We start from the raw sequence: 16,865 nt of genomic DNA on the forward strand, positions 1-16,865 counted from the left end.
TCACTCCGAAGAGATCAAATTGCTTCCCGCGCTCGACTTGCATGTATTAGGCACGCCGCCAGCGTTCGTCCTGAGCCAGGATCAAACTCTCCATAAAAGTTGGAAAACTTGGTCTCTAGCTAAATAACAAAAAATCGAAATTGACATTACTGGTCGTTTTGTTCAGTTTTCAAGGTTCGAAATGAATCGAAACGAGTTGTTTGTCGCTTCAAAATGGCGACTTTATTAATATACCATTTTACCTAGTTGTTGTCAACAAGAAATGATATATTTTTTGTTTGTCGTTTCGCAACGACGCTACTTAATATATCACAGCGGTTAAATTCCGTCAACACCTTTTTCGGAAAACAAATATGTTTATCTGAAATAAGTGACAACATTATCAAACCGAGTATCTATTATATACAGTTTTCTTTTCTATGTCTATAGTTTTTTCAGTTATTAACTTTCCTTATTTTTCAAACCTGAAGAGAAATATTTGGAGGGCATATAACGCAAGCAGTCAGATGACCCAGCAACGCGCTTAAATAGACGGAATAGTAGTTGGTACCTTTCCCGCATAGCTCTTTTCACTACGTGGTCAATATGCCTATTATTTAAATCATGTAAGATTTCCTCCATTTCACGTTTAAGTAGATACTCTAACTCTTTCTTTTCCATATCATTTATCATCATTCCTATCATAGTCATTCTCCTCGCGATTAATTTCGTCTTTACATTTTTACCAATCACGTAGATTTTATGAGGAAAAAAACGGCACTTTACATATTCACATCTTGCAGCACATAAACTTGTATAAAAATGTGAGCGGGAGGGACAAGGGTGTCAAATTTTTATACAATTCGAATTCAAAGATGGAAGAAGTGGGTTTTTGTAATATCGGCTGCACTTTTCGCAGCAATCTATTTGTTTACAGAATTTAGTTCTTTTTCTGTTTTTTCGACAGACAAAGGCCCAGAAGCATTAATTAAAAGCGGGGAAAGCACTGATCAACTAGCACTTACCTTTAATATCAGTTGGGGGCAGGAAAAAGTACATGACATTTTGGATGTATTAGAGAAAGAAAATGTCCAAGCTACATTTTTCGTAAGTGGTGAATGGGCAGAACGTCACCCAGATATTTTAAAGAAGATCACAGATAATAAACATGAGTTAGGTATGCTGGGGTATCGCTATAAAAGTTACGTTAAACAAGATATCGAAGAAGTTCGAAAGGATCTGCTCCAAGCAAAGGAGACATTCCGTAAGCTAGGGTATTCTGACATTACATTACTACGACCCCCTAGCGGACATTTTAATAAAGAGGTGCTAAAGTTAACCGAAAAATTCGGGTTTTCAGTTATTTACTGGAGTGTGAATCCTAGTGACTGGAAAAGCCCAGGTACACAAAAAATCATTGATCGAGTATTAGATCATGCAAAAGGCGGGGACATTTTGTTATTACATGCTTCCGATGCGGCAAAACAAACAGCAGGAGCGTTAAAGGATATCATTCCAAATATTAAAAAGAAAGGCTTAAAGTTTGTAAATGTATCACAGCTAATCTCAAACAGTTCTTCAAGTAGTTCTCCCTTAGAATCAAAGTAAGACAGGAAAGCCAATGCTTTACCTGTCTTTTTTATGTTTACCACGACTTGATTTTTTATCATTTTTCCCATCTTCCTTTTGTTGAGACGGTTCAACGATACGATGTAAAACTAATAATTGGTACGTATTACATGTTAATAATGAAACAATCATCAACATTATCCAATCTGGATCACCAGTTCTTAACACTGGTACCCATTCAATGATTGTAATAACGACCATGAAAAATAATGCAGGAATAAAAGCACGCTTGTTTGTTTCTAAGGCTTTTACATAAGCGACAGCATAACCATATATAAAAATTACAGCAGCAGTCACAATATAGGGATATAAAGGAACGTCCCCTTCTGCTCCTTTGTAACGTATGTACACTAAGTCAAACAACGTAAAAGCAATCAAAAATACTTGAATTGGTTTCCACAAACGACGAAACATACTTAGCCCGAACTGGTTTACCGTTAAATAGGCAAAAAAACCCATTTGGCTTACTAAACTAAAAATAAATCCAATACCGGTAAACCAAAGTAATGTTCCAAAGATTTCCCAAATATTTAAAGGGCTTAAATAAATTGTATAAGAATCAGCCTTAACGAAAAAACTTGTGACGATGGTTGCAACTGCACCTAATAATAACGTTGTTAAAAATAACCGTACCCATTTCCGACTTGTCACAATATATCCCCCTACTAGTTCATTTCCTATCGTATTTTAACATGTTCCATTCTTTTTTTCCTCTTATAGTGAAGTATAATTTTTCTCGCAATTTCCATATTAACAAATAGATGCAGTCTGAAGGAGAGATTCAAACATGCGGAAATGGTGGTTAAGCATAGTTATTATTCTAACGCTAACAGCCTGTACAGGTGGCGGCGGGCAAGAAAGCGGCCAAGGAAATAATGAGTATGAAACAACCAAAAAAATGGTTGTTGATATTATAAAAACAGATGAAGGTAAAAAAGCTTTACGAGAAGTATTAACGGACGAGGAAATGAAACAGCAACTCGTTATGGAATCAGACATGGTGAAGCAAGCCATTATTGATACTTTAGTGTCGGATCAAGGGAAAGAGTTTTGGAGCAAACTGTTTGAAGATCCGAAATTTATTAAAGCATACACAGAAGCCATTAAAAAACCTCAAGAAGATTTAATGAAAGGTCTGTTATCTGATTCTGAATATCAAAAAAAATTAATTGAGCTTTTCCAAAATCCCGAGATGACAGATACAATAATTTCCGCCATGAAGAGTCAACAGTTCCGCGAACATTTAGAGTCAACAATTGAGGAAACTTTAAACAGTCCACTATTTAAAGCGAGAATGACTGAAACATTACTCAAAGCCGCTGAAGAAATGCAACAACAAGGTGGTGGCGGCCAATCTGAAGGAGGCGGCGGCCAATCCGGCGGCGGTGGTGATTCTGGCGGTGGAGGTGACTCCGGCGGTGGTGGCGGAGGATCATAAAAAAATGCCTTGGTTCATCCAAGGCATTTCTCTTCCTAATTACTATTCAAATTTCTTTGTTACTGTATTAGCAATTGCCAGAAAGATCTTCCCTGTCGGATGGTCCTCTTGGTATACACCAGGAGCGAACTCATGCTCTTCATCATACGGTTGCTGTAATGGCAAGCGACCAATCACTTCTGTGTTAAGGGCATCAGCAAGCTTGTCTCCCCCACCTTGGCCAAATACATATTCTTTTTGGCCTGTTAACTGACTTTCGAAATAGGACATATTTTCAATAACTCCTAAGATTTCGTGGTCAGTCTTTATTGCCATTTGACCTGCACGTGCTGCCACAAATGCTGCAGATGGGTGCGGTGTCGTGACGATAATTTCCTTACTGGATGGAAGCATGGAATGTACATCCAGAGCTACATCACCTGTTCCAGGTGGTAAATCTAATAATAGGTAGTCTAATTCAGACCACTCTACTTCCTTAAAGAAACTTGTTAGCATTTTACCGAGCATCGGTCCACGCCAAATTACCGGTGAATTATCTTCTACAAAAAAACCCATAGAGATTACCTTAACCCCAAAACGCTCCACCGGGATAATTTTCTCTCCTTTTACTTGAGGACGGCTTTCTATTCCCATCATATCAGGGACACTAAATCCGTATATATCAGCATCGATAATACCTACTTTTTTACCTAACCTAGCTAACGCTACAGCTAAATTCACCGTTACAGTAGATTTACCAACTCCACCTTTCCCACTTGCAATTGAAATAAACTTTGTATTTGTGTTTCCACCTAATAAATTAGCTTCTTGATCTTTTTTTGCCGCTCCTTCAAATTTCGCCAAAACTTCATCTGATAACTTAGAGAAACGCAATCCGACTGTATTCGCCCCAGCTTTTTTTAACTCGTTTACAATATTTTGCTGTAATTGCATTTGCTCAGCAGAGTTTGGGTTTCCAATAGCTAACTTTACACTAACGTGGCTTTTCTCTTCTTTAATGGTTATTTCCTGTATTGCTCCTGTTTCCTTAAATGTTTTATGTAAATATGGATCTTCAATTGGATCTAAAATTTCTATGACTTGTTCTTTTGTTAGCAAGTATGTCACCGTCCTTTGAAAGTTATTTCCAGTTCTAGTATAACATATGTACTTAAATTTATAAGGGAATAGGCATTCTTTTATGAAAATTGTGTCTATTCCGCATACTCTTCTTCCGTAATAAAACGAAGTATTCCCTCATAAATTGAACCTGCCATTTTTAACTGATATTCATCGGTCTTTAGCAAATCTCTTTCATGAGGATTGGAAAGGAATCCTATTTCTACTAACGCTCCAGGTTTACCTGAATGTTTTAATAAATATATATTATTAAGGGCCATTGCTTTCCGGTCAGTATTTTTCAAGTTTCTCCTAATTTCGCTTTGAATAAACTTAGCTAAATGCTCACTTTCTTTTAATGCAGGATTGTAAAAAGTTTGTGCTCCACTCCACTTCTTGGAAGGAATTGCATTCAAATGAATACTGACGAAAAAGTCAGGGTCTTTGTCTTTAATAAGTTGAACCCGCTTACGGATATCCTCTACCTTCCGTTTGGATAAACCTTTTGTATCCTCAGCAGCTAAATCTCTATCTGTTTCACGGGTCATATATACGAGAGCTCCTGCTTGTTGTAAGTAATTTCTCAAGTGCTCTGCCGTACTTAATGCGACATCTTTTTCTAATGTCTCATCAGACCCGACGGCACCACCGTCAACACCCCCATGACCAGGATCAATGACGACAATCTTACCTGATAACGGTAATGACCACGCTTCCCAAGTTGATCTTGACTCTGTAGGATATCGCAATAACATAATGAGTAAAAACAGGCCAACAACCCATAACGTAATATAAGCTACTCTTTTCTTTCTCATATACAATCCTCCCATATAATGCTCGTTTAACTATATGGGACAAGGAGTGAAATTATGTCTGAAGACAAAACAAAAACCGGTTCGACATCTATCGAAGGGAAGAGACGTACAGCATTCAAAATTCGATATATAACATAAAAAAGACCCCCATCCAAAAAGGATGAGAGCCTTTGAAACGTTGATATTAACGCTTTGAGAACTGTGGTGCACGACGAGCTGCTTTAAGACCGTATTTCTTACGTTCTTTCGCACGAGCATCACGAGTAAGTAAGCCTTCACGCTTAAGTACAGAGCGATACTCCGGATCAGCTTCAAGCAATGCACGAGCGATTCCTAGACGGATAGCTCCTGCTTGACCTGTGAATCCTCCGCCATCAACATTAACGTAAACATCGTAACTACCTTTAGTTTCAGTAATTTCCAATGGTTGGTTTAAAATGCGACGTAGTGTTTCATATGGGAAGTACTCTTCCGCATCACGTTTATTTACAACTACTTTTCCAGTACCAGGAACTAAACGCACACGGGCAACTGAACTTTTACGACGTCCTGTACCGTAGTATTGTACTTGTGCCAATCTAGTCAACCTCCTTCTTAATTACCCACGAAGCTCGTAAACTTCTGGATTTTGTGCTTGATGTTTGTGCTCTGGACCAGCATAAACATGAAGTTTTTTCACCATTTTACGACCAAGACTGTTCTTTGGTAGCATACCAGAAACAGCAATCTCAATCATTTTTTCTGGGTAGTTCGTACGCATTTCATTTGCAGTACGTTGTTTTAAACCGCCAGGGTAGTTAGAATGACGGTAATAAATTTTATCTGTTAGTTTTTTACCTGTTAAGTTTACTTTGTCTGCGTTCACGATAATTACGTGATCACCAGTATCAACATGCGGTGTGTATGTTGGCTTGTTCTTACCACGAAGGATAGCAGCAATTTCACTTGCCAAACGACCTAGCGTTTGTCCTTCAGCATCAACAACATACCATTTACGATCGATTTCTTTTTCTTTCGCCATGAAAGTTGTGCGCATGATCGGTTTCCCTCCTAATTCAATATCAATATATCCATTATCTCAACACGAATAGTTTCCGGGGCTATTTCGTGGTTATGAAATAAAATGCCATAAGCTATATTATAATATTCCTATAGATAATGTCAAGGTTTTGTTGTATATCCTCGGAAATATTTCCGTTTATTTTGCAGGTGATAGCTCCGCCTTCAATTCCGCTGCCATCACTGTATGTTTTAATAGCATAGAAATTGTCACTGGGCCAATACCCCCAGGCACTGGAGTAATGGCACCAGCTTTTTCTAAGCAAGATTCGTAATCTACGTCACCAATATTTCCTTCGTTATATCCTGCATCTAGGATCACAGCACCTTCCTTAAGCCATTCACCTTGGACAAATTCCGGCTTTCCTACTGCTGCTACAACGATATCAGCATTTTTTACGATTTCCGGTAAGTTTTCTGTTTTTGAGTGACAAATTGTTACCGTAGCATTTTCGTTAAGTAGCATTAAAGAAATAGGCTTTCCTAATATTGGACTTCGGCCAATAACAACTGCATGCTTACCTTCAATTGGCAGATTATAGTAATGCAAAACTTCCATAATAGCTGCAGGTGTACAACTCGGAAATTTCCCTTGGTTAAAGGCTACTTGGCCAAACCCTAAGCTCGTAACACCGTCAACATCTTTATCGATATCAATCGTATCAAATGCTAATCGCTCATTAATGTGGCTTGGAACAGGATGTTGAAGTAGAATCCCATGTACATTGTTATCATGGTTTAACTCTTCGATGACTTGTAACAACTCTTCTGTCGTGGTTTGTTCTGATAAATGTACTTGCTTTGACGTAATCCCTATACGTTCACATGCGTTCCCTTTCATCCGAACATATGTGGCAGAAGAAGAATTATCCCCTACTAAAATAGTTGCTAAACAAGGGGTAATTCCCTTTTTACTAAGAGTTTCTATTCTACTTGTTAACTTTTCTTTTACTTCGGTTGCCACGCGTTTACCGTCTAGTATTAATTGATTTTTCACTTCTTTCCCTCCTGAAAAAAATGAAAAGAGACATTACGTCTCTCCGCCCAGACGACCGGCATTCTAAGGTACAGCTCCCATATGGTTAATTCCATTTGTGTCGTCAGTCACCGCACCCTGCTATTCTATTTTATTGTAACGCCTTTTTTCCAATATCTCGACGGAAAAAAACATCATTACTTTTTAATTTTTCCATTTGTTTGTACACTTTTTCGGAAGCTTGCTTTATTGTACCAGCTTTCTCCGCTAATAACAAAACACGTCCTCCATTTGTAACAAAGTGATCGTCCTGCTTCTCTGTTCCAGCGTGAAATAGCAATGTGTTGTCACTCACATTTTCTAGCCCGATTATCGGTTTTCCTTTTTCGTATTGATTAGGATAACCGGTTGAGGCTAATACAACACCTACAACCGCTTCTTCTGACCATTGCAATTCAAAATCTTCACCGCGAAGTACTGCTAGAATCACTTCTGCAAGATCGCTTTCCAGGCGTGGTAGAATCACTTGAACCTCTGGGTCTCCAAAACGGGCGTTAAATTCAATTACTTTTGGACCTTCGGCCGTTGCCATTAAGCCACCATATAAAACTCCAGTAAAGGGGCGTCCTTCTCTCTCCAACGCCTCTGCCATTGGTTTTATAACGTTTTCTACTGTTTCCTGCTGAAGTTCAGCTGATATTTGAGGTACAGGTGAATATGCGCCCATGCCACCCGTGTTTGGTCCTTTATCATTATCATAAGCACGCTTATGATCCTGCGCCACAACCAACGGGTAAACGTTGGAGCCGTTGATGAATGCCATTAACGAATATTCTTCACCTTGGAGGAATTCTTCAATTACAACCCTTGTACTAGAGGATCCGAACTTACTATTCTTTAACATATCGGCTAAGGCGTTAGTGGCTTCATCCTCGGTCATAGCGACGACCACACCTTTTCCAGCTGCCAATCCATCTGCTTTTATAACAATCGGAGCACCTACTTTTTCAACATAAGCTTTTGCTTCTTCATAATTCGTAAAAGTTTCAGACTTAGCAGTTGGAATATCATACTTATTCATTAATTCCTTTGCAAAAGATTTGCTACCTTCAATTAGAGCAGCTTGTTGTGATGGGCCGAATACCGTTAGCCCTTCCTCTTGAAACCGGTCTGTAATCCCCTCCATTAGAGGTACCTCCGGACCGACAAAGGTTAAATCAATTTCATTATTCTTTGCAAAATGAATAAGGCTTTCAAAATTTGATTCCTCTATATTCACAAGTTCAGCTACATCTGTCATCCCATCATTCCCAGGCGCTACGAATACACGCTCAACAATAGGACTTTGGGCAAATTTCCACGCAATCGTATGTTCACGTCCACCTTTTCCGATTACGAGTACATTCATAATGCATTCCCCTCTCTCTTTCTAGTGCTTAAAATGCCGAACTCCTGTAAACACCATCGCAATTCCGTATTCATTACATTTTTTTATGGAATCTTGGTCACGAATGGATCCACCTGGCTGAATAATTGCTTTTACCCCTGCTTTTGCCGCTAATTCTACTGTGTCATCCATTGGGAAAAACGCGTCTGAAGCCATGACGGAACCTTTTACATGATCACCGGCTTGTTCTATCGCAATCTTTGCTGCACCAACTCGATTCATTTGACCGGCTCCAACCCCAACAGTTTTTTGGTCCTTCGCTAATAGAATTGCATTCGATTTCACATGCTTTACAACTTGCCAAGCTAATTTCAAATCTTTCCATTGCTCATCTGTGGGTTCTACTTCTGTTGGGACAGAAATAGAAGCATCTTCAAATGTATATTGATCCTCATTTTGGACTAACAATCCACCGTGTACAGAGGCAAGTTTATTTTCCAATACGTCTTCTTTATTCATATCGATTGTAAGTAAACGTAAATTCTTCTTCTGTTTCAAAAGTTCTAATGCTTCATCAGTAAATGAAGGGGCAATAATAATCTCTAAAAAGATCTCCTTCATCTTCTCCGCTAACTGTTCATTTACTTCACGATTCAGTGCAACGATGCCACCGAAGATAGAGACAGGATCCGCTTCGTAAGCACGGACATATGCTTCGAAAATGTTGTCGCTAACACCAACACCACACGGGTTTGTATGTTTAACCGCAACAACTGCTGGATCACGGAAGTCTTTAACAATTTCTAACGCAGCATCTGCATCGTTAATATTGTTAAAAGATAGCTCTTTGCCATGATGTTGTGCAGCTGTGGCAATGGAAGATTTCAGCGGCAACGGTTTCTTGTAAAATGCTGCTTGTTGGTGAGGATTTTCCCCATAACGTAAATCTTGTTTCTTTTCATACGTAACAGTCATCACTTCCGGGAAATTTTCCTCTGTTTGTTTCGTTAAATATTCGCCAATTAAAGCATCATAGTGAGCCGTGTGACGAAATGCCTTTGCAGCTAATGTCCGTTTTAACTCAGATGAAACCGTTTCGTTTACATCTAGCTCCTCAATTATACGGGCATAATCATTAGGATCAACGATTACGGAAACATCTTGATGATTTTTCGCAGCAGCACGAATCATCGTAGGTCCACCGATATCAATATTTTCAATTGCCTCATCAAATTGGACATCAGGCTTAGAAATGGTATCTTTAAACGGATATAAATTTACAACAACAAAATCAATTGGATCAATGTTATGGCTCTTTAATTGTGCTTGATGACTATCATTATCTCTAACCGCTAACAATCCGCCATGAACAGCTGGGTGTAATGTTTTCACTCGGCCATCTAAAATTTCCGGAAAACCCGTTAGATCCGATACGCCTTTCACATCAATTCCGTTTTCACTTAATAATTTTTTTGTTCCGCCTGTCGAAATAATTTCAATACCTCTATTTCGTAACTCCTTGGCAAATGCAACAATTCCATCTTTATTCGAGACACTAATAAGTGCTTGTTTTTTACTCATGATTTTGCCCCTTCCATGACTTTTTTGCATAATTCATGTAATACTTGCGGGTACAATTGATGCTCTACTTGCTGAATGATTGCTTGAACGTCGTCACGGTCACTATTCGGTGGAATCGGAACGGATTGTTGGGCAATGATAGGACCTGTATCCATTCCTTCATCTACATAGTGAACCGTCGCTCCCGTTTCCGAAACCCCTTTTTGCAATGCTTGACCAACAGCATCTTTACCAGGGAATTTCGGTAACAGGGAAGGATGAATATTGACAATTCTCTGCTTATACTCCTCTAACAACGTTTTCCCAATTAAACGCATATAACCAGCTAATGCAATGAACTGTACGCCTGCCACGTGTAACTTCTGTACAATCTCGCTTTCAAATTGCTCCTTGCTCTCATACTGTTTTGGAGAAAATACGAATGTAGGAATGCCCGCTTGTTTCGCTCGATTAATCACCTTCGCCTGTGGTCGGTCACAAATGAGAAGAACGACTTCAAAAGATGATTGAGAATGGCTTGAAAAATCTACAATCGATGTAAAATTGCTACCATTTCCTGATGCAAATACAGCAATTTTTAATCGATTAGACAAACCGAACACCGCTTCCACTAGTTACAGTTCCAATTTTATAAGCTGTTTCACCGAAAGACGTTGCATCTTCTAGCACTTTATCAGCAATTGAAGGTGATACGGCTAACACCATTCCGATCCCCATATTAAATACACTGTACATTTCTTCTACTGAAATATTTCCAGTTTGTTGAATGAGGTCAAAGATAGGAGGAATATCCCAACTACCCGAAATCAATTCAGCCCCGAGTTTCGGTAACATACGCGGGATATTTTCTATAAAGCCACCACCAGTAATATGGGCCATTCCTTTTATATCGTACGATTTCAACAGTTTTAACAATGGCTGAACATAAATCCGTGTAGGCTCTAACAACTCTTCTCCTAAGGTTTTTTCTAACAAAGGATGAAATTCTGACAGTGACATACTTCCTTGTTCTAGTAAAACCTTTCGTACTAAGGAGAAACCGTTACTATGAATCCCATTTGAGCGTAATCCGATCAAAACGTCGCCTTCTTCAATTCGTTCTCCGGTAATAATGTCAGATTTTTCTACAGCCCCGACAGAAAAGCCTGCAATATCATAGTCATTTTCATCATACATATCAGGCATTTCAGCTGTTTCCCCTCCAATAAGGGAGCAACCAGCTTGTTCGCAACCAGCGACAACACCTGAAACGATTTGTTCAATTTTTTCGGGCTCTACTTTTCCCAATGCTAAATAGTCTAAAAAATAGAGCGGTTCTGCTCCTTGAACAACGATATCGTTCACACACATCGCAACGGCATCAATCCCAATGGTGTCATGCTTATTCAATTGAATCGCGAGCATGAGCTTTGTCCCAACACCGTCAGTCCCGGAAACAAGCACAGGTTCTTTTAGTTGTAATTTCGAAAAATCAAACATAGCACCAAAACTTCCGAGACTACCCATTACTTCAGGACGCTTCGTTCGGTTCGTTAAGTTTTTAATTCGTTCCACAGATTGATATCCCGCTTCGATATCTACTCCTGCTTTTTTATACGTATTTCCCATACTAAGACGTCCTTTCCTATGAGTTTAACAAGCCGACCTTTTCATGAGGTCGGACAGTATTATCTAAAAGATTTGTTGGGTATTTGCCGGTAAAGCAGGCAAGACATTGACCACAGTTTGTTGTTTCATCAGGGCGACCGATCGCTGATAACATCCCATCTACTGATAAATAAGATAAGGAATCTGCACCAATTAATTGGCGGATTTCTTCAACACTATTTGATGAAGCTATTAATTCTGATGAAGATGACGTATCTATTCCGTAGTAACATGGGTTCTTAATCGGCGGAGAACTAATCCGGACATGTACTTCCTTCGCTCCCGCTTCTCTTAACATGCTGACAATTCGACGGGACGTTGTTCCACGGACAATCGAGTCGTCAATCATAACTACCCGCTTTCCTTCCACAATTTTTCGGACCGGGGAGAGCTTCATTTGCACACCCTTTTCCCTAAGTTCCTGGGAAGGTTTAATGAACGTGCGACCAACATATCGATTTTTAATTAACCCTAACTCATAAGGAATGTTTGCCTCTTCCGCATAACCAATGGCAGCTGATATACTCGAGTCAGGAACACCTGTGACAACATCGGCTTCTACAGGGAACTCCTTCGCTAACTGTTTCCCCAGGTTCTTCCGGGTTGAATGGATGTTTAAACCGTCAACATTACTATCTGGACGGGCAAAATACACATATTCCATGGAACAAATTGCTCTTTCGTTAGCTTTCGCAAAGAATTCAGAGTGTAGTCCGTCTTTATCAATCACAATTAGTTCTCCCGGCTGTACTTCGCGGACGTACTCAGCACCTGTGACATCAAAAGCACATGTTTCCGACGCGACAACCCACGCTTCCCCTAGTTTTCCGATTGATAGAGGACGCATGCCTAATGGGTCTAGTGCTGCAATTAATCTATCTTCAGTCATGAGTAGAAAAGCAAAAGCTCCTTCTAAAAGTGGCAAGGAATTTTTCAATCTAGTTTCTAATGGTAAGTAGTTATGCTTTTTAATCAGGTGTGCTAACACTTCTGTGTCAGATGTTGTTTGAAAAATACTCCCATCATTCTCCAATTGTTCACGCAGTGAAATCGCATTAACAAGGTTCCCGTTATGGGCAAGTGCCATAGACCCTCTTTGAGAATGGAAAAGCAGCGGCTGAACATTTTCATAGCCGCCACCTCCTGCAGTAGAATAACGAACATGGCCTATTGCACCATTTCCACCTAATTTCGAAAGAACTTGTTCATTGAATACTTCTGTTACTAAACCTAAACCTTTTGTATGGTTTAACTGCTGGCCATCCGTTACGACAATCCCTGTTCCCTCTTGTCCGCGGTGCTGCATACTATGCAAACCATAGTATGTTAGTTGAGCGGCATCCTCGTGCCCCCAAACACCAAATACCCCACACTCTTCATTTAAACCTCTGATTTCATTAAGCACGGGATCGCTCCTTTCCAAGCATTCGTCATCTCTTCTACTGCAACATCAATAACTGATTCTTCTTCTGAATTCGTTACAACTAACCTCGGCTCATCTTTCACCTCACCGATTAATTTTGCATTCTCCACCATTTGTTCAAACGTATCTTTTTGTTCAGGCTTCACGGATACAACAAAACGAGATTGAGTTTCACTGAAAAGCAGTGCTTTAGATCCTGCTAATTGAACGCTAACCCCTAAGGCTAATGTTTCGTCCATCACACACTCAGCCAATGCTACTGCTAAACCACCTTCAGCAACATCATGTGCAGAAGCAACAACCCCTTCCTGAATAGCTTTGAGTAACTGTTTTTGTCGCTTTTGTTCTACAGCTAAATCAATCGCTGGAGCTTTTCCTTTATATTCGCCATCCAGTAGTTGCTGTAACTCACTACCACCGAACTCATTTGTCGTATCCCCAATGACATAAACAAGATCACCGGCTGATTTAAATGTTTGTGTTGTAATATGGTTTACATCATGAACTAAACCAACCATACCCACTACTGGAGTCGGGAATATCGCCTCTCCGTTTGTTTCATTGTAAAGAGATACATTTCCCCCGATTACCGGAGTTTGGAGTACGGCACATGCATCACTCATTCCAGTTGTTGCTTCTTCTAACTGCCAAAATACTTCAGGCTTTTCAGGGTTACCGAAGTTTATGCCATCTGTTATTGCAAGTGGTTCAGCACCCGAACAAACTATATTACGAGCCGCTTCTGCGACTGCAATCTGACCACCTGTTTTTGGATCTAAATATAAATAACGGGAGTTACAATCAGTCGTCATAGCAAGCGCCTTGTTTGTTCCACGAATTCGAAGAACTGCTGCATCAGAACCAGGCGCTACAGCTGTATTTGTCTGTACCATGTAATCATATTGGTTGTAAACCCATTCTTTATTTGCAATCGTCGGTTGCTGCAGTAACTGCAATAATGTTTCTTGTGCGTCTTCTATTACAGGTGCCTCAATCTTCATGTTTTGCATCTCTTGAAACACTTCCGGTTCTTTAGACGGCATATGGTAAACTGGTGCATCTTCTGCCAATGAATCCACCGGAACATCCGCTACTAGTTCACCTTTGTGCAATAATCTGAAACGGTGGTCATCCGTAACAACCCCTACTGATTTCGCTTCTAAATCGTACTTTTCAAACAAGTCAACAATCTCTTGTTCCCGACCTTTTTCTACTACAATTAACATTCTTTCTTGGGATTCAGACAACATCATTTCATATGGTGTCATTCCTTTTTCACGCTGTGGCACTTCATCTAAGTTTAACTCAATACCAGTCCCCGCTTTACTAGCCATTTCACTAGCAGAAGACGTTAGCCCGGCTGCCCCCATATCTTGGATGCCTACAAGAGCGTCTGATTTAATCAGTTCTAAGCATGCCTCAATGAGAAGTTTCTCCATGAAAGGATCTCCTACTTGAACAGCAGGACGTTCTTCACCAGATTCTTCTGTCAGTTCACTTGAGGCAAATGTAGCTCCGTGAATACCATCACGACCTGTTGAAGCACCTACATACATGACTGTATTACCAATTCCTTTTGCTTGCCCTTTCTGGATTTCCTCATGCCGGATTAAGCCAACACACATGGCATTTACGAGCGGATTTCCTTTATAAGAATCATCAAATTGTATTTCTCCACCTACAGTTGGGATACCAACACAGTTTCCATATCCCGCAATCCCTGCCACTACTTCCTCAAACAAATACCTCACTTTAGGGTCTTCTAATTTGCCGAACCGCAATGAATTTAATAAAGCAATCGGGCGGGCTCCCATTGAAAACACATCACGAATAATTCCGCCTACGCCAGTTGCAGCTCCTTGATACGGTTCAATTGCTGATGGGTGGTTATGACTTTCAATCTTAAACACAACAGCTAAGTCGTCACCTATATCAACAATACCCGCTCCTTCACCCGGACCTTGCAATACGTGTTTTCCTTCGGTAGGGAATTTCTTTAAAACTGGCTTTGAAGTTTTATAACTACAATGCTCTGACCACATAACAGAGAACAACCCTGTTTCTGTATAGTTAGGCGTACGCCCTAGCGTTTTTTCAATTGAAGAAAATTCTTCATCTGTTAAACCCATTTCACGATATAATTTATTTTGTTTAATTTGTTCAGTATTTGGCTCAAGAAGTAACGACATGTTTTTCCCTCCAGTTAAGTAAGATCGACTTAAACAATCGAAGACCGTCAACACTACCAACCAATGAATCCACTGCACGTTCAGGGTGTGGCATCATTCCAAGTACGTTTCCTTGTTCATTGACAATGCCTGCAATCCGCTCTTTTGATCCATTAATGTCCTCGGTGTAGCGAAAGACGATTTGATTATTTTGTTGTAATTGTTGTAATGTTGCCTCATCACATTCGTAGTTACCTTCCATATGAGCAACAGGGATATCAATTTGTTCTCCTTCTTCATAAAGGGATGTAAACATCGTTTCGCTATTTTCAACATGTAATGTTACGTTTTGACAAATAAACTTCAAACGGTCGTTCTGTTTCATTGCACCAGGTAATAAGTTCGTCTCAAGTAAGATCTGGAAACCATTACAAACACCTAATACAGGTTTTCCTGCGGCTGCAGCTTCCGTTACAGCCTTCATAACTGGCGAGAATCTCGCTATAGCCCCTGATCGTAAATAATCTCCGTAAGAGAAGCCACCTGGCAATAGAATGCCGTCATAGTCAGTTAACGTTGATGTTCGATGGGAGACGTACTCCACTTCTTCCCCAAGTTCATCTTTTATGGCATGAAGCATATCCGCGTCACAGTTCGATCCTGGGAATACGACGACAGCAAATTTCATTGAGCCACTACCTCCTCAACTTCGTACGTATAGTCTTCAATAACAGGGTTAGCGAGCAACTTATCACACATTTCATCTATTTTTTCTTCAAGTTGATCGCTCTCACTAATAAGAAGTTCCATATATTTTCCGATACGGACGTCTTCAACTTCAGGAAAGTCCATACTATGAAGCGCTCCTTTTACTGCCTTCCCTTGTGGATCTAACACACCATTTTTCAACGTAATATAAACTTTAACTTTATACATGTTGCTCCCCCTTTAATCGTTGTAAGATTTGATCATATGCTTCTACTAAGCTACCTAGATCTCTACGATAGACATCTTTATCTAGTTTTTCATTCGTGTTTTTATCCCATAGACGACACGTATCTGGAGAAATTTCATCCGCTAACAATACGTCTCCATCCTTATTTACACCAAACTCCAGTTTGAAATCGACAAGCCGAACATTACAGCTAGCAAAATAATCAACTAACAATTCATTTACTTGTAAGGCTATATTTTTCATTTCTACTAACTGGGTATTAGTCGCAATGTTTAAGACCTCAATATGATCTTCATTGATAAGTGGATCTCCTAGATCATCATCTTTGTAATAATATTCAACAATAGTCTTGGGAAGAGTAACTCCTTCCTCTTTGCCAATACGCTTTGCCAAACTTCCTGCTGTTACATTTCGAACTACTACTTCTAACGGAATAATGGTCGTCCTTTGCACAAGCTGTTCGGTCGGTGACAACTGCTGTACAAAATGGTTTGGAATCCCTTTTTCCTTCAAAATGGTAAAGATAATAGATGATATTTCATTGTTATAACGTGCTTTCCCTTGGATTGTTGCCTTTTTCTCCCCATTAAAGGCAGTTGCGCTATCTTTATATTCCACCCACAATATGTTGTGATCTTCCGTTTTATAAAGACGCTTCGCTTTCCCCTCATACATAAGCTGCTGCTTCTCCATTAAAACCTCTCCCTTTG

18 protein-coding genes, 1 rRNA gene and 1 riboswitch are annotated in these 16,865 nt (G+C 39.8%); of the genes, 2 read left to right on the top strand and 17 right to left on the bottom strand.

The window, feature by feature from the left end; all coding sequences use genetic code 11:
* Positions 1–97 (bottom strand): 16S ribosomal RNA (locus tag NLW78_RS14225); the annotation flags it as partial.
* A 344-nt stretch (positions 98–441) separates the two neighbouring features.
* Complete coding sequence (locus NLW78_RS14230; protein WP_254497829.1) at positions 442–684, bottom strand: hypothetical protein; 243 nt, start codon at positions 682–684, stop codon at positions 442–444.
* 138 nt (positions 685–822) lie between these two features.
* Here NLW78_RS14230 and pdaB point away from each other — a divergent pair, with 138 nt between their 5' ends.
* Positions 823–1,587: a polysaccharide deacetylase family sporulation protein PdaB gene (gene pdaB / locus NLW78_RS14235; protein WP_254497830.1), complete on the top strand. Its 765-nt coding sequence runs from the start codon at positions 823–825 to the stop codon at positions 1,585–1,587.
* An 18-nt stretch (positions 1,588–1,605) separates the two neighbouring features.
* Here pdaB and NLW78_RS14240 read toward each other — a convergent pair whose 3' ends face one another.
* Positions 1,606–2,259, bottom strand: a complete 654-nt coding sequence (locus NLW78_RS14240; RefSeq protein ID WP_254497831.1) for a KinB-signaling pathway activation protein — start codon at positions 2,257–2,259, stop codon at positions 1,606–1,608.
* Positions 2,260–2,395: 136 nt separating this feature from the next.
* Here NLW78_RS14240 and gerD point away from each other — a divergent pair, with 136 nt between their 5' ends.
* Positions 2,396–3,046 (top strand): spore germination lipoprotein GerD, encoded by a 651-nt coding sequence (gerD, locus tag NLW78_RS14245; RefSeq protein ID WP_254497832.1) that lies wholly within the window; start codon positions 2,396–2,398, stop codon positions 3,044–3,046.
* Positions 3,047–3,088: 42 nt separating this feature from the next.
* Here gerD and salA read toward each other — a convergent pair whose 3' ends face one another.
* The 14 genes from salA to purC all read right to left on the bottom strand — a co-directional run bounded on the left by salA (position 3,089) and on the right by purC (position 16,848).
* A complete protein-coding gene (gene salA, locus NLW78_RS14250; RefSeq protein ID WP_254497833.1) occupies positions 3,089–4,144 on the bottom strand; it encodes an iron-sulfur carrier protein/transcriptional regulator SalA in 1,056 nt (351 codons plus the stop codon).
* A 95-nt stretch (positions 4,145–4,239) separates the two neighbouring features.
* Positions 4,240–4,959, bottom strand: coding sequence for an N-acetylmuramoyl-L-alanine amidase CwlD (gene cwlD, locus NLW78_RS14255; protein ID WP_254497834.1), 720 nt, complete (start codon positions 4,957–4,959; stop codon positions 4,240–4,242).
* 184 nt (positions 4,960–5,143) lie between these two features.
* The gene (rpsI, locus tag NLW78_RS14260; protein WP_254497835.1) at positions 5,144–5,536 is read right to left on the bottom strand and encodes a 30S ribosomal protein S9; all 393 of its coding nucleotides are present in this window, start codon (positions 5,534–5,536) and stop codon (positions 5,144–5,146) included.
* Positions 5,537–5,557: 21 nt separating this feature from the next.
* Positions 5,558–5,995, bottom strand: coding sequence for a 50S ribosomal protein L13 (gene rplM, locus NLW78_RS14265; RefSeq protein WP_254497836.1), 438 nt, complete (start codon positions 5,993–5,995; stop codon positions 5,558–5,560).
* 162 nt (positions 5,996–6,157) lie between these two features.
* On the bottom strand, positions 6,158–7,015 hold the full coding sequence (locus NLW78_RS14270) for a bifunctional 5,10-methylenetetrahydrofolate dehydrogenase/5,10-methenyltetrahydrofolate cyclohydrolase (protein ID WP_254497837.1): 858 nt from the start codon (positions 7,013–7,015) through the stop codon (positions 6,158–6,160).
* Positions 7,016–7,053: 38 nt separating this feature from the next.
* Positions 7,054–7,136, bottom strand: a riboswitch (ZMP/ZTP riboswitch).
* Positions 7,137–7,145: 9 nt separating this feature from the next.
* On the bottom strand, positions 7,146–8,402 hold the full coding sequence (purD, locus tag NLW78_RS14275) for a phosphoribosylamine--glycine ligase (RefSeq protein WP_254497838.1): 1,257 nt from the start codon (positions 8,400–8,402) through the stop codon (positions 7,146–7,148).
* Between the two features lie 21 nt (positions 8,403–8,423).
* The gene (purH, locus tag NLW78_RS14280) at positions 8,424–9,962 is read right to left on the bottom strand and encodes a bifunctional phosphoribosylaminoimidazolecarboxamide formyltransferase/IMP cyclohydrolase (RefSeq protein WP_254497839.1); all 1,539 of its coding nucleotides are present in this window, start codon (positions 9,960–9,962) and stop codon (positions 8,424–8,426) included.
* The gene (gene purN, locus NLW78_RS14285) at positions 9,959–10,555 is read right to left on the bottom strand and encodes a phosphoribosylglycinamide formyltransferase (protein ID WP_254497840.1); all 597 of its coding nucleotides are present in this window, start codon (positions 10,553–10,555) and stop codon (positions 9,959–9,961) included. The genes purH and purN overlap by 4 nt, the downstream gene beginning before the upstream one ends.
* The gene (gene purM, locus NLW78_RS14290) at positions 10,548–11,570 is read right to left on the bottom strand and encodes a phosphoribosylformylglycinamidine cyclo-ligase (RefSeq protein ID WP_254497841.1); all 1,023 of its coding nucleotides are present in this window, start codon (positions 11,568–11,570) and stop codon (positions 10,548–10,550) included. Before purM ends, purN begins: the two co-directional genes overlap by 8 nt.
* Before the next feature lie 16 nt (positions 11,571–11,586).
* On the bottom strand, positions 11,587–13,014 hold the full coding sequence (gene purF, locus NLW78_RS14295; RefSeq protein WP_254497842.1) for an amidophosphoribosyltransferase: 1,428 nt from the start codon (positions 13,012–13,014) through the stop codon (positions 11,587–11,589).
* Positions 12,990–15,221, bottom strand: coding sequence for a phosphoribosylformylglycinamidine synthase subunit PurL (gene purL / locus NLW78_RS14300; protein WP_254497843.1), 2,232 nt, complete (start codon positions 15,219–15,221; stop codon positions 12,990–12,992). The genes purF and purL overlap by 25 nt, the downstream gene beginning before the upstream one ends.
* Entirely contained in the window at positions 15,205–15,888 is a 684-nt protein-coding gene (gene purQ / locus NLW78_RS14305) for a phosphoribosylformylglycinamidine synthase subunit PurQ (protein ID WP_254497844.1), read from the bottom strand. The genes purL and purQ overlap by 17 nt, the downstream gene beginning before the upstream one ends.
* A complete protein-coding gene (gene purS / locus NLW78_RS14310; protein WP_254497845.1) occupies positions 15,885–16,136 on the bottom strand; it encodes a phosphoribosylformylglycinamidine synthase subunit PurS in 252 nt (83 codons plus the stop codon). Before purS ends, purQ begins: the two co-directional genes overlap by 4 nt.
* Entirely contained in the window at positions 16,129–16,848 is a 720-nt protein-coding gene (gene purC / locus NLW78_RS14315; protein WP_254497846.1) for a phosphoribosylaminoimidazolesuccinocarboxamide synthase, read from the bottom strand. Before purC ends, purS begins: the two co-directional genes overlap by 8 nt.
* Between the last annotated feature and the right edge of the window lie 17 nt (positions 16,849–16,865).

The sequence above is a fragment of the Salirhabdus salicampi genome, assembly GCF_024259515.1.
GTDB lineage: Bacteria > Bacillota > Bacilli > Bacillales > Alkalibacillaceae > Salirhabdus_A > Salirhabdus_A salicampi.